The organism is uncultured Allofournierella sp., assembly GCA_944382705.1.
GTDB lineage: Bacteria > Bacillota > Clostridia > Oscillospirales > Ruminococcaceae > Allofournierella.
In genome coordinates this window covers 14,489-28,008 of record CALWNE010000039.1, presented here as the reverse complement: position 1 = coordinate 28,008, position 13,520 = coordinate 14,489, and the positions used below count along the sequence as shown (strand labels likewise).

The window sequence follows — 13,520 nt, the reverse complement described above, 5'->3', positions numbered from 1 at the left end:
ACAAAGTTGTTTTGTTCGTTGATGGTATAAAGCAGCTGCATCATGGTAGATAGGCTTTCTGCGTCATTGACCGAAACTTTACTGCCCAGCAGAGATGCAAGGGTAATCATGGTTTGGAAATTTCCGTTGATTTGCGTTTCCACCAGGTTGCGGGCGGTTTGGGAGGTGGATTCGATTTTGTTAGTTGCCTCGCGTCGCTGCACTTCCACCGCATTCTTTGAAAAGATATTCAAAGATGCGCTCAAAGCAATGCACACTAAAAACACCAGAAAAAAGGAAATGGCAATCTGCCGTTTGGAACTTTTTTTCATTGCGTATAACTCCTGTAAAGCAGCCGGAACCGTTGGGCTGCCTTGTTGCCGGGCCTAATTTTTGAGGCCAATCGACAGTATTCAAAATATTCGGAGTAATTATACACGATGTAAGGAAAAAAGAAAAGGTTTTTTTTAAAACATAGCATAATTCTATGGTTTTTGCTGCCCCTGTGTGCCGCCGCAGACTGGATGAAGCAGGAGAGCGCCTTGTAACAGGCACTGTTTGCGTGTATAATGAACTCTGTATGAGCGTACCCGTTAGAGGGTCGAAAGGAGCGTAACAGCATGGAGCAGAAGGTTTTGGTGGGCAGCACCGGATTTGTGGGCAGTAATTTGCTGGCCACCGGGGCGTTTCAGCGGGCTTATCATTCGGTGGATGTGCACGAGGGGTTTGGGCAAACCAACGACCTGGTGGTGTATGCCGGTGTACCGGCAGCGATGTTTTTGGCAAACCAGGATCCTCAGGCGGATTTGGAGGTTATGAAAACCGCCAGAGAAAACATCCGCAGACTGGCTCCCAAAAAACTGGTGCTCATTTCCTCTGTTTGTGTGTTTGCCGACAGCCGGGGAAAAACCGAAGCAGACCAGCCCGAAAGCGGCCAGCTGCCCGCCTATGGCGCAAACCGCTTGCAGCTGGAGCAATGGGTGCGGCAGGACTGGCCGGACGCTTTGATTGTTCGGCTGCCGGCTTTGTATGGACCCGGCCTCAAAAAGAACTTTTTGTATGACCTGCACACCATCACCCCGGCTATGCTTCGGCCGCAGATTTACCAGGAGCTGGCGATCCAAAGCCCGCTGGTGGCGGCGGCTTATCATGATGCAGGCAACGGCTTTTATAAGCTGAACAACAGCCAGGCCCCGGCCCAGCTGAAAGCCTGGTTTGCGGCAGCGCCCTTTAATGCGCTGGCCTTTACCGACAGCCGCTCGGTCTACCAGTTTTACGACCTGCGCCGCCTTTGGAGCGATATTCAGCGGGCACTGGCGCTGGATTTGCGCTGCCTGCATCTGGCTACTGCCCCGGTGAGTGCTGCCCAGGTACACCAGGCAGTAACGGGCCGGCCCTTTGAGCAGCATCTGCCCGGCCAGCCCTTTGACTATGACCTGCGCACCCTGTACGCCAAGGAATTTGGCGGCCAGGATGGCTACTTGCAGGATGCACAGCAGGAACTGGCCAGCATTGCGGCCTTTATGAAAGGATGGACCGAATGAAACTTGCAGCCTCCAACATTGGCTGGGCCCAGCAGGACGATGCCGCCATCTGGCAGCGGCTGAAGGAACTGGGATTCACCGGCATTGAAATTGCCCCCACCCGGCTGGTGCCGGAACGGCCCTATAGCTGCCCGGCTGCCGCTGCGCTGTTTGCAGGGGTGATGCAGCAGCAGTACGGGCTGGAAATTCCCAGTATGCAAAGCATCTGGTATGGCCAGACCGGAAACATTTTTGATGCAGAGCAGGCCAGAGAGCTGGAAATCTACACCCTGCAGGCCATTGAATTTGCCGCCAGCTGCCGCTGCCGCAACCTGGTGTTCGGCTGCCCCCGTAACCGGAATATGCCCCAGGGAGCAGACCCCCAGCAGGGAGAGGACTTTTTAAAGCGCATTGCATGGGCGGCCTCCCAGCGGCAGGTGGTCATTGGTCTGGAGGCCAATCCTCCCCTTTATAATACCAATTATATTAATACCACCCAGCAGGCCTTCGAGCTGGCAAAACGCATCGACAGCCCCGGCCTGGGTGTTACGCTGGATATGGGAACCATGATTGCCAACGGGGAGCAGCCCCACAGCTTTGCAGGCTTTATGGACTATGTGAGCCATGTGCACATCAGCGAGCCGGGCCTTGCACCGATTCAGCCCCGGCCGGAGCACAAGGAGCTGGCCATGCTGCTGCGTGCGGTAGGCTACCAGGGCTATGTGTCGCTGGAAATCAAGACCACCGATTTTGATACCGTTTGCAAAAATCTGGACTATATGGCGGAGGTGTTTGGCGCATGATCCAGCAGGTAGAACAGCGTCCGGGCGTGCCGGCCTACACCAAGCAGGAATTTGCCTCCCGCAGCAGCAAGTACTGCCTGTTGATTCCCATCATCAACGAGGGAAACCGGATCCTCACCCAGCTGGCAAAGGGCCAGAAGGCTGGCATTCACCGTCTGTGCGATGTTATCCTGTGCGACGGCGGCTCCACAGACGGCAGCATGGAACCCAACCGGCTGGCTCAGCTGGGGGTGAACACCCTGCTCACCAAGCAGAGCGCTGGCAAGCAGGGGGCACAGCTGCGCATGGGCATTGCCTATGCACTGGAACGGGGCTACAAGGGGGTACTCACCATTGACGGCAACAACAAGGACTCCATCGAGAGCGTGCCCCTGTTTTTGCAAAAGCTGGAACAGGGCTATGATTTGGTACAGGGCAGCCGCTTTGTGCCGGGTGGACGAGCCATCAATACCCCTGTCAGCCGGTATTGGGCGGTGCGGTTGATTCATGCGCCGGTTATCAGCCTGGCAGCGGGCCAGTGGTTTACCGATACCACCAACGCCTACCGTGCGTACAGCAGGGAATACCTTACCCACCCGGCGGTGCAGCCCCTGCGGGACATCTTTGTGGGCTACGAACTGCTGGCTTACCTAAGCATCCGGGCTACCCAGCTGGGCTTAAAAGCCTGCGAGGTGCCGGTGGAGCGAGCCTACCCCAAAAACGAGCCCACCCCCACAAAAATCAAGGGGTTCCAGGGCAACTCCAATCTGCTTAAAATCCTCTTTGCCGCAGCAGCAGGGCGTTACAACCCCTGAATTGCACAGATGCCCGGCAGAGAGCTTTCAAAAAAGGAGCTTTACCATGGTTTACGATAAAATCATCGTGGGTGCCGGGCTGTACGGCTTGTACGCAGCCCATCGCTGCGGCAAACAGGGCCAGAAGGTGCTGGTTCTGGAACAGGATGAGGCCCCCTTTATGCGGGCAACCTACATCAACCAGGCACGGGTGCACATGGGGTACCACTACCCCCGCAGCTACTCCACCGCCATCAAAAGTGCCCGGTATTTTGAGCGCTTTTTGCAGGACTATGGCTTTTGCATCCACACACAGTTCGACCAGGTGTATGCCACCAGCGCCCATTTTTCCTGGACCAACGCCCAGGAGTTCCGCCGTTTTTGCAAGGCGGCAGATATTCGGTGTGACGAGGTGCCCACCAGCCGGTATTTTAAACCCGGCCAGTGCGATGGAGCGTTCCTGACCACCGAGTACACCTACGATGCCCAGATTTTAAAGGAGTATTTCCTAAGGGAGCTGGCAGCCATGCCCCAGGTAACCATGGCATTCAGGCGGCGTCCCCAGGAGGTGCGCCGGGCGGGTAGCGTGTGGCAGGTAAAGGCAGGGGACCTTACCGCCGAAGCTCCCTTTTTGCTGAATGCCACCTATGCCGGGGTGAACGAGCTGCACCAGATGCTGGGGTTTGAGCCCTTTAAAATCAAGTACGAGCTGTGCGAAATTATTTTGTGCCAGGTGGACCAGTCGTTGCAAGATACCGGCATTACCGTAATGGACGGGCCGTTTTTTTCCATCATGCCCTTTGGCAAAACCGGCCTGCACAGCCTTACAAGCGTTACCTTTACCCCCCATACCACCAGCTACGACAGCCTGGCAACCTTTGAATGCCAGGCCCGCAGCCAGGGCAGATGCCGGCCGGGAGTGCTGTACAACTGCAACGAGTGCCCCGCAAAGCCAGCCAGTGCCTGGCCCATGATGAGCCAGCTGGCCCGCAAGTACCTGAAAGAGGAGTACGGCTTTGCTTATGCAGGCAGTCTGTTCAGCATGAAACCTATCTTGAAGGCCAGCGAAATTGACGACTCCCGCCCCACCGTGGTGCGGCAGTACACCAGCGACCCGGCTTTTGTGAGCGTGCTGTCCGGTAAAATCAATACAGTTTACGATTTGGACGAGGTGTTGAGCCAATGAGCACACTGGAAATTAAGGAAAAGAATTTTGTGTCTGCCGTGGTCTACTTGCACAACGAGGCAGACCAGGCGGAGCCCTTTGTGGCAGCTCTGGCCCAGCAGCTGGAGAGCCATTTTGAACACTATGAAATTGTGGCAGTGAACGACGGCTGCACCGACCAGACGGTACAGCGGTTCAAACAGGCGGTGCAGCAGTGGAGCAATGCTCCCCTCACCATTTTGAACATGAGCCTGCACCACGGCCTGGAGCAGGCCATGAACGCCGGGCTGGATGCCGCCATTGGGGACTTTGTGTATGAGTTCGATCGTTTGCAGATGGCTTACGGCCCGCAGCTGATCTGGCAGGCATACCAGACTGCTCTGGAAGGGGTGGATGTGGTAACGGTAAGCCCCACCAGCCAGCAGCTTACCAGCCGGGCTTTTTATCAGATTTTCAACGCCTTCAGCAACAGTGCCTATCGGCTGGAGAGTGATGCATTCCGTCTGGTGAGCCGCCGGGCCATCAACCGGGTAAAGGCCATCAGCGAAAATCTCCACTACCGCAAGGCGGCCTATGCAGCCAGCGGCCTTGCCTGCAAAACCATCCATTTTGAGGGCCGAGCCCCCAAGCGCACCGGTGCCCGGCTGGACCAGGCGGTGGAAAGCCTGGCCCTCTACACCGATGCAGGCTACAAAATCAGCTTTGGTATCTCCTGCGCCATGGCGGTACTTACCCTGGCAGCCCTGGTTTACACGGTGCTGGTGTGGCTGCTGGGCGAGCCGGTTACCGGCTGGACTACCACCATGCTGGTGCTCAGCGGCGGCCTGGCGGGCCTGTTTGTGATTTTGACCATTGCAATCAAATACCTGAGCCTGCTGGTGGGGCTGGTGTTCCGCAAGCAGGACTACCTCATTGAAGGCATCGAAAAACTTCAGCGATGAGCCAAGGGGGAAGTGAAATGAAGCAAAAACTGAGGGCGCTGGCAAGCCGCCCCATAAGCGGCGGCGTCTTTTGGCTGCTGGTGGCAGCGGTGGTGCTGTGCAAGCTGGCCGTCAGCTATTTTCAGATGGTGTACATCTGGATTGGGGGCGCACCGGTGGACGATGAGCTGATGTTCCGGGCGGCTCAAAGCATCCGTGCAGGGGAGTGGCTGGGCCCATACGATTGGCTCACCCTCTCCAAACATATGTTCTTTGCGGTATGGCTTGCTTTGTGCAACTGGCTGCACCTGCCTTATCTGGCGGCAGGTCAGCTGCTGGCTTGCGGTGCAGCGCTGGCGGCCAGCCAGGCCCTTGCTCCGGTGCTTACCGGCCGCAAAGGGCGGCTGCTGGTGTTTGCGGCGCTGGCTTTCAGCCCGGCGATCACAGCGTCCTTCACCCTGCGGGTATACCGGGATAACATCTTTCCGGCCCTGTGTATGCTTTTTTTTGCGGGCCTGTGCGGCTATGCGCTGCGCTGCCGCCGCCCCCTGAAAGAGGGCTTGCCCTGGCTGGTGCTGGCGGGCGTTGGCCTGGCAACCGCCTGGCTTTGCCGGGAGGACGGTATGTGGCTGCTGCCCTTTGCTCTGGTAGGCACCCTTGTGCTGCTGGCAGTGGCTCTGGGGCACAAGTGCCCCTGGCCTGCCCGGCTGGCTCGCTGTCTGGTGTTGGCAGTGCCCTTTGTGGTGCTTGCTGGGGGCATTGGGGCATACAGCGCCATGAACTACCGATACTATGGGGTGTTCACGGTAAGCGATTTTTCCGCCGGCAGCTTTTCTGCCGCAGTGGGTGCCATGAACCGGGTGCAGGCCCAGGAATGGAAACCCCTGGTGAGCGTTCCCCAGCAGGTGCGCAGCCAGCTTTACCAGCAGGTGCCCCAGCTTCAGCCGCTGGAATACTGGCTGGAAGAAGATGAAGACCTGCAAAACAGCTACCGCAACCCCAAACTGGGGGATTACCAGGCAGGCAGTTTTTACTGGGCACTGCGCAAGGCCGCCTGGAAGGAGGGCGTTTACGACAGCGCCACCAAAGCCCAGGCATACTGGCAGCAGGTGGCCGATGCCATCAATGCCCTGTGCGACAGCGGTCAGCTGCCCGCAAATGGCCCCAAACGGGTGGGCACCACGCCGCCCATCCGTGCGGAGTACATTCTGCCCACCTTGCAGGAGGGGATAAAAAGCCTGTGGCATACCCTCACATTCCAGGACTGCCAGTCCTGGGAACAGGCCCGAAGCCTGGGCCAGCGGCAGGATTTGGAGGTTTGGGAGCAGTACCTGGGCCAGCGTGCCAACGATGCGGCGGTAGCCGGAGCGGACAGCCCCTATTACAGCCCCCTGCAAACCCTGTTGTTCCGGCTGCTGAGCGTTATTCAGCTGGTGTACAGCGTGGTGCTGCCCCTTGCCTTTTGCGCTGCTTTGGCAGGCCAGGTGCGCACCGGGCTTTGCCTGCTGCGCATGAAGGCAGAAAAGGGAATACCCCAGGGGCTGGCCCTGTACTGGACGCTGCTGCTGGGCTTGCTGGGCATGGCATTGCTGCGCTGCTTTATGATTGCCTTTATGGAGGTGGCCGCTTTCCAGATTGGCACCTATGTAATGTATCTTTCCACCGTGCACCCGCTGCTGCTGCTGTACAGTACAGCGGGCAACCTGACCTTTTGGAGGAACCATTTGTGGCAGAACTCTTGATTGTGGGGGCAGGTGCCGCCGGCTTAATGGCCGCAGGCGCTGCCCTGGAGCGGGGACACACCGTCACCCTGCTGGAACATACCGAAAAGCCGGGGCAGAAACTGCTCATTACCGGCAAGGGACGGTGCAATATTACCAACAACTGCGACGAAACCACCTTTTTGCAGAATGTGCGAACCAACCCCCGCTTTTTGTATTCTGCCCTGTACGCCTTTCCGCCGGCAAAGGCCATGGAGCTGTTTGAGCGGCTGGGTGTGGAGCTGAAAACCGAGCGGGGCCGCCGGGTGTTCCCGGTGAGCGATAAGGCCGAGCAGGTGCGCCAGGCACTGCTTTCCTACGCCGACGGTGCCCGGCTGCTGCTGGGCGAAGGGGCCCAGGAACTGCTGCTGGAGGAGGGCCGTGTGGTGGGAGTGTGCACCACCAAGGGCCGAAGCCTGCGGGCGGATGGCGTGCTGATTGCCACAGGCGGCGTAAGCTACCAGGTAACCGGCTCCACCGGCGATGGCTACAAACTGGCCAAGCAGGCTGGGCACCGCATTGTGCCCACCGTGCCCAGCCTTTGCAGCATGGTTTCCAGCGACCCGGACTGTGCCAAGATGATGGGCCTTGCCCTCAAGAATGTAACCCTTACCCTCTACCGGGATAAAAAGGCGGTGTTCAGCGAGCTGGGTGAGATGCTGTTTACCCACTTTGGCATCTCCGGGCCGCTTACCCTAATGGCTTCCAGCTATATCAAGGACATCGAAAAGCACCAGTGGCGAGCGGTTATCGACCTGAAACCCGGCCTGGATGAGGAACAGCTGTACAAACGCATTACCCAGGATTTTACCCTGCTGGCTGCCAAGAGCGTGCAGGGTGCACTGGTAAAGCTGCTGCCCGCCAGCATGCAGCCGGTGATGGTACAGCGGTGGGGGGTAGACCCCAGCTTGCAGGCAAACCAGGTAACCCGAGAGCAAAAGCGGGCTCTGGTGCATCTCATCAAGCATTGGGAGGTGCCCCTTACCCGGCGGGGCGATTTGGCCCATGCGGTAATCACCGCAGGCGGTGTGGATGTAAAGCAGGTGGACCCCAAAACCATGGAATCCAAGCTTTGCCCAGGCCTCTTTTTTGCCGGTGAAGTGCTGGATGTGGATGCCTATACCGGCGGGTACAACCTGCAAATTGCCTGGTGCACAGCCCAGGCAGCGGCTGCACATTTTGCAGACCAGGCATGAATAAACTTATTAAAGGGGATATACTCAGATGATTTCTGTTGCCATTGACGGCCCTTCCGGGGCAGGTAAATCCACCCTGGCCAAGCGGCTGGCCCGGGAGCTTGGCTATGTATATGTGGATACCGGTGCCATGTACCGGGTAATTGGCCTGTGCGCCCTGCGCCGGGGCATTGACCCGGCCAGCGAGGTGCAGGTGAAGGAGATTTTGCCGGACATCCACATGGAACTGCGGTATGTGGAGGGCACCCAGCGGGTGCTGCTGAATGGCGAGGATGTGAGCGAGGCCATCCGCCAAGAACAGGTTGGCATGGCCACCAGCGCAGTGGCGGCCCATCCTTCGGTGCGGGCCTTTTTGCTGGACTTGCAGCGGCAGATGGCCCAGACCCACAACATCCTGATGGATGGGCGGGACATTGGCACCGTAATTTTACCTCATGCCACGGTTAAAATTTTTCTCACTGCCAGCGCCCAGGCAAGGGCCCAGCGCCGGCTGCTGGAGCTTCAGCAAAAGGGTGTGCAAACAGACCTGCAAACCGTTTTGGGGGATATCATCCAGCGGGATGAGCAGGATATGAACCGGGCTGTTGCCCCTCTCAAGCAGGCGGAGGACGCAGTTCTGGTGGATACCAGCACCCTGGATTTTGAGCAGAGCTTTCAGGCCCTGCGCAGCATCATCCTGAGCCGGGTGCAAGAGTAAAAGGAGCCAAGTTCATGTTTTATTGTGTAATGGTGGGCGGTGCCTGGCTGTTGTGGCACCTGGTGTTTCGTATTCAGGTGGTGGGCAAGGAGCATCTGCCCAAGGATGGCAGGGGCTTTGTGCTGGCCTCCAACCATATTTCGGCCATTGACCCGGTGTTTATTGTAATTGCCCGTTTGTGGGGCAAACGAATGCTGATTATGGCAAAGGCGGAGCTGTTCCGCATCAATCCCATTCTGAGCTGGATGTTCCGCAATGTGGGTGTGTTCGGTGTAGAACGGGGCAAGGGAGACACCCAGGTGGTGGAACAGGCTGTGGCAAAGGTGAGAGCCGGCCAGGGAATGCTGATTTTCCCCGAGGGTACCCGCTCCAAAACCGGCGAGCTGGGCAAAATCAAGAGCGGTGCATTTGTGGTTGCCAGTGAGGCAGGGGTGGATATGATTCCCTGCCGCATCATCTACCAGCATGGCACCATGCGGCTGTTCAGCCGTGTAAAGGTTTGCTTTGGCCCGGCCATCCCGGCCAGCGAGCTGGATTTGGGCGAGCAGAAGTCTGCTGCCCGGCTGCGCCAGGGCAAGCAGCTGCTGGCGGATGCCTGGGAAAGCCTGTACCAGCAAAATCAATTTTAAAGGATAACATCCGTTGTAAAAACACGAGAAAAGGAGAGCCTTTATGAAAATCATCAAGGCCAAAACTGCCGGGTTCTGCTTTGGAGTAGACAGGGCGGTAAAACTCACTTACGATTTGGTGCAGCAGGGCCATAAGGTGGCCACGCTGGGCCCCCTCATCCACAACCCTCAGTGCGTGGCCGATTTGGAAAGCAAAGGCGTGGTGACTGCCGCCAGCCTGGAGCAGGTGCCCCCCGGCTACGAGGTAATCGTGCGCAGCCACGGCGTGCCTGCCACTGTGTATGACCAGCTGAGCCAGCGGGGCATGGTCTGCCACGATGCCACCTGCCCCTTTGTGGCCAAAATCCACAAAATTGCCCGCAAGGCAAGCCAGGAGGGCAAAACCCTGATGGTAGCAGGCGACAAGGCCCATCCAGAGGTACAGGGCATTGTGGGCCATACCGAAGGGGAAGTGTTCGTATTTGCTGATTTGAACGAACTTCAAGCCTGGGAAGGGCCTAAAAACGGTCAAAATGGCATAATTGTAGTGGCGCAAACCACATTTCAGGTATCAAAATGGTTAGAGTGTACAAACTTTATGAAAAAAGGCTATACAAGCGCCGAAATTTTTGATACAATATGTAATGCAACGTGGGCGAGGCAACAGGAAGTGGAAGACCTCAGCCAAAAATGCGACTTAATGGTCGTCATTGGTGGTCATCATTCTTCCAATACCCAAAAGCTTGTAAAGGTTGCTGAAAAACACACCAGAGCCGTTACGGTGGAGACAGCCAGCGAGTTGAAGCCGGAGTGGTTTATTGGGGTGGATACAGTGGCCGTTACGGCAGGGGCTTCCACGCCATCGTCTATAATTGAGGAGGTACTTAACAGTATGAGTGAAGAAATCCGTGAAGAGATGAGCTTTGCCGAGATGTTCGCTGAAAGCGAAGCAAATCTCAAGCCTGTATTCGCAGGTAAGGTAGTGGAGGGCACTGTTACCAGCATTACGCCCAACGAGGTGCAGGTTGACATCGGCACCAAACACACCGGTTTTGTAAAACTGAGTGAGCTTACTGACGACCCCGCAGTTCGTGTGGAGGATCTGGTCAAGGTTGGGGACAAGCTGGACCTCGTCGTTGAAAAAGTGAACGATCAGGAAGGCGTTGCCTACCTGTCCCGTAAAAAGCTGGAAGCTCGCAAGGGTCTGGAAGAGCTGGCTAAGGCTGCCGAAGAAGGCACCGTGCTGGACGGCGTTGTGACCGAGACCAACAAGGGCGGCGTGATCGTTCTGGTCAAGGGCGTAAAGGTGTTCGTTCCCCGCAGCCAGGCTACCATGCGCCGTGATGAGGACATCAATGCTCTGGTAAAGCAGAATGTCAAGCTGGTCATCACCGAGTGCGCTGGCCGCAAGATTGTTGGCTCCATCAACAAGGTTACTGCCGAAGAGAACGCTGCAAAGCGTGAGGCTTTCTGGGCAGATGTTGAGGTTGGCAAGACCTACACCGGCGTTGTTAAGAGCCTGACCGCTTACGGTGCCTTTGTTGACATCGGCGGCGTGGACGGCCTGTGCCACATCAGCGAGCTGAGCTGGAACCGCATCAAGCACCCCAGCGAGGTTGTTTCTGTGGGCGACACCATTGAGGTGTATGTAAAGGCTCTGGACACCGAGAACCACAAGGTTTCCCTGGGCTTCAAGAAGGCCGAGGACAATCCTTGGGAGCTGCTGAAGAACGAGTACCCCATTGGCAGCGTATTCACCGCTCCTGTGGTAAGCATCACCAAGTTTGGTGCATTCGTTCGCATCCTGCCCGGCATTGACGGCCTGGTACACATCTCCGAGATCAGCAACGATCGCGTTGAGAAGGTTGGCGATGTGCTGAAGGTTGGCGATGAGGTTCAGGTAAAGCTGCTGGATGTTGATTTCGACAAAAAGCGCATCAGCCTGTCCATGAAGGCTCTGCTGGACGAAACCAGCGAGGATGCCGAATAAGCATTGCTTTTAAAAGGGGCACCCATTTGGGTGCCTCTTTTTCTGTTTTGTGCGGCCCAGGGCGGTAAGGTGCAGCGGGCCAGCGGGAATGCTGCCCTACAACCTGTCGGCAGGGGCCTGCTATCCGAACAGGCACGGGCAGTGGCATAGGCTGCCGAAGCTGTGCTGCAAACCACGACGCCTGTTTTGCAGGGCATACAGCCAGCTTGCCGGAGAGAATGGAGAAAATCCAGGAGAATTATGGCGTTGCGCTATACGGCCCCGGTGCTTGTGTGGTATAATAAGAAACAACAAAGCGGGCTGCACCGTGCATGGAACAGCCTGTTTCAACACAACCACCGGCTGCCTGCAAGGAGGCCGGCTTAAAAGGAGAGGTGACCAAGATGAAAGCGTTTCGTTTAACCGGCCTGATTCTGGGGATTGTGGGCACTGCCATTTCGGTAACTGCCATTGTATTCAGCGCTGTGGGCATGAGCAAGGCCCGTGAGTGCAAACAATGTAAACTGGGAGGAAGAATTAAGTGATGGATCATAGCGTGATTTTGTCCAAGGTGGACCACACCCTGCTGAAGGCTGACGCAACCTGGCAGGACATTCAAACAATTTGCGACGAGGCTATGCAGTATCACACTGCGTCCATCTGCATCAATCCCTGCTATGTAAAGCAGGCGGCAGAGTATATGAAGGGCGCCATCCCCGTGTGCACCGTGGTGGGCTTCCCCTTGGGTGCCACCGATACCGACACCAAGGTGTTTGAGGCTAAAAAAGCCATCGAAAACGGCGCCAGCGAGGTGGACATGGTCATTAACATCGGCAAGCTGAAAAGCGGCGACTATGACTATGTTCAGCAGGAGATTGCGGCCATCAAGCAGGCCATTGGCCACCATGTGCTCAAGGTAATTATCGAAACCTGCCTGCTGACCCAGGAAGAAAAAGAGCGGATGTGCCAGATTGTTTGTGATGCTGGGGCAGATTACATCAAAACCAGCACCGGCTTTTCCACCGCCGGCGCAACCTTTGATGATATTCGGTTGTTCAATCGCTGCTGCGCTGGACGGTGCAAAATTAAAGCTGCTGGCGGCATCTCCACCATGGAGGACATCGAAACCTTTTTGGAACTGGGTGCCGACCGTTTGGGCACCAGCCGTGCTGTAAAGATTTTGCAGGGCCAGCAGTCTGCGGGCTACTAAAGCCACCGGCAGCCCTGCGCAGCGCATAAAATCAAACTGCACCCCCATATCCTTTGAAAACAAGGGAGATGGGGGTGTTTTGTTATGATGCAGGCAGTACTACTTACCCTGCTGGCGGGCATGGCCACAGGGGCAGGGGGGATTTTGGGGGTGATGCGGTTCCCCAAGCGCACAACCATGGCAGGCTCCATGGGGTTTGCGGCTGGGGTCATGGTTACGCTGAGTTTGCTGGATTTGCTGCCCCACGCCCTGGGGCATTACCAGCAGCGCATGGGCGCCCTGCCCGGCACATGGGCGGGCATTAGCCTGCTGTGCTTGGGCATGGCAACGGCGGGAATCATGGAATCACTTTTGCCCCAGCCAGAACAAACCAAAGAAAAAGACCGGATGCTGCGCACAGCGGCCCTTACTACCCTGGTGTTGATGCTCCATAACCTTCCGGAAGGGGTAGTTACCCTGTTTGGTACCTTGCAGGCTCCCCAGCTGGGGGTGAGCCGTGCGCTGGCGGTGGCCCTGCACAATCTGCCGGAAGGGGTGACGGTGGCCCTGCCGCTTTATTATGCAACCGGCAGCCGCACACGGGCCCTGCTGGGTGCCTTTGCAAGCGGATTGACCGAGCCACTGGCGGCTCTGCTGGCCTATGCCCTGCTGGGCGCTTTTTTGAACCAGTCCATGCTAAGTGGTATGCTGGCCTGGACGGCAGGCATTATGTGCTGGATTAGCTTGGCCGAGCTGTTGCCTTCTGGTTTGGAATTAGGCTGCCGTCGCCAGGTGACGCTGGGGTTTGGGGCAGGCCTGGTAGTAATGGTTGCAGCAATGGGAATGCTGGGCCATTGAATCCCCCAAAAAAGCGGGAATATTGCAATATTTAATCAAGATTATACAATTTGGAATTAAATTGACAAGCTTATTCTTCC

Annotated in this window: 14 protein-coding genes; 13 read left to right on the top strand and 1 reads right to left on the bottom strand. The window is 56.9% G+C overall.

The window, feature by feature from the left end; all coding sequences use genetic code 11:
• Positions 1–311, bottom strand: a 311-nt coding sequence (locus ACH2EM_RS05735) for a hypothetical protein (RefSeq protein ID WP_395151174.1), incomplete at its 3' end; no start/stop codon positions are given.
• A 288-nt stretch (positions 312–599) separates the two neighbouring features.
• Between ACH2EM_RS05735 and ACH2EM_RS05730 the strand changes: the two genes are divergently transcribed.
• From ACH2EM_RS05730 to ACH2EM_RS05670, 13 genes are all read left to right on the top strand, one after another.
• On the top strand, positions 600–1,523 hold the full coding sequence (locus ACH2EM_RS05730) for a sugar nucleotide-binding protein (protein ID WP_395151173.1): 924 nt from the start codon (positions 600–602) through the stop codon (positions 1,521–1,523).
• Positions 1,520–2,305 (top strand): sugar phosphate isomerase/epimerase family protein, encoded by a 786-nt coding sequence (locus tag ACH2EM_RS05725; protein ID WP_395151172.1) that lies wholly within the window; start codon positions 1,520–1,522, stop codon positions 2,303–2,305. The genes ACH2EM_RS05730 and ACH2EM_RS05725 overlap by 4 nt, the downstream gene beginning before the upstream one ends.
• Positions 2,302–3,099 (top strand): glycosyltransferase family 2 protein, encoded by a 798-nt coding sequence (locus ACH2EM_RS05720; RefSeq protein ID WP_395151171.1) that lies wholly within the window; start codon positions 2,302–2,304, stop codon positions 3,097–3,099. Before ACH2EM_RS05725 ends, ACH2EM_RS05720 begins: the two co-directional genes overlap by 4 nt.
• Before the next feature lie 46 nt (positions 3,100–3,145).
• Complete coding sequence (locus ACH2EM_RS05715) at positions 3,146–4,264, top strand: FAD-dependent oxidoreductase (protein ID WP_395151170.1); 1,119 nt, start codon at positions 3,146–3,148, stop codon at positions 4,262–4,264.
• A complete protein-coding gene (locus ACH2EM_RS05710; protein WP_395151169.1) occupies positions 4,261–5,184 on the top strand; it encodes a glycosyltransferase in 924 nt (307 codons plus the stop codon). The genes ACH2EM_RS05715 and ACH2EM_RS05710 overlap by 4 nt, the downstream gene beginning before the upstream one ends.
• A 17-nt stretch (positions 5,185–5,201) precedes the next feature.
• Complete coding sequence (locus tag ACH2EM_RS05705) at positions 5,202–6,905, top strand: hypothetical protein (protein WP_395151168.1); 1,704 nt, start codon at positions 5,202–5,204, stop codon at positions 6,903–6,905.
• Positions 6,890–8,119, top strand: coding sequence for an NAD(P)/FAD-dependent oxidoreductase (locus tag ACH2EM_RS05700; RefSeq protein WP_395151167.1), 1,230 nt, complete (start codon positions 6,890–6,892; stop codon positions 8,117–8,119). The genes ACH2EM_RS05705 and ACH2EM_RS05700 overlap by 16 nt, the downstream gene beginning before the upstream one ends.
• A 28-nt stretch (positions 8,120–8,147) precedes the next feature.
• Positions 8,148–8,816 carry a (d)CMP kinase gene (cmk, locus tag ACH2EM_RS05695; RefSeq protein ID WP_395151166.1) on the top strand — a complete coding sequence of 223 codons (669 nt, stop codon included), beginning with the start codon at positions 8,148–8,150 and terminating at the stop codon, positions 8,814–8,816.
• 14 nt (positions 8,817–8,830) lie between these two features.
• Positions 8,831–9,445, top strand: coding sequence for a lysophospholipid acyltransferase family protein (locus ACH2EM_RS05690; RefSeq protein WP_395151165.1), 615 nt, complete (start codon positions 8,831–8,833; stop codon positions 9,443–9,445).
• Between the two features lie 43 nt (positions 9,446–9,488).
• Complete coding sequence (locus ACH2EM_RS05685) at positions 9,489–11,414, top strand: bifunctional 4-hydroxy-3-methylbut-2-enyl diphosphate reductase/30S ribosomal protein S1 (RefSeq protein ID WP_395151164.1); 1,926 nt, start codon at positions 9,489–9,491, stop codon at positions 11,412–11,414.
• A 383-nt stretch (positions 11,415–11,797) separates the two neighbouring features.
• Complete coding sequence (locus ACH2EM_RS05680) at positions 11,798–11,938, top strand: hypothetical protein (protein ID WP_395151163.1); 141 nt, start codon at positions 11,798–11,800, stop codon at positions 11,936–11,938.
• Entirely contained in the window at positions 11,938–12,603 is a 666-nt protein-coding gene (deoC, locus tag ACH2EM_RS05675) for a deoxyribose-phosphate aldolase (protein ID WP_395151175.1), read from the top strand. The genes ACH2EM_RS05680 and deoC overlap by 1 nt, the downstream gene beginning before the upstream one ends.
• An 84-nt stretch (positions 12,604–12,687) precedes the next feature.
• On the top strand, positions 12,688–13,440 hold the full coding sequence (locus ACH2EM_RS05670) for a ZIP family metal transporter (protein WP_395151162.1): 753 nt from the start codon (positions 12,688–12,690) through the stop codon (positions 13,438–13,440).
• Positions 13,441–13,520: the final 80 nt, after the last annotated feature.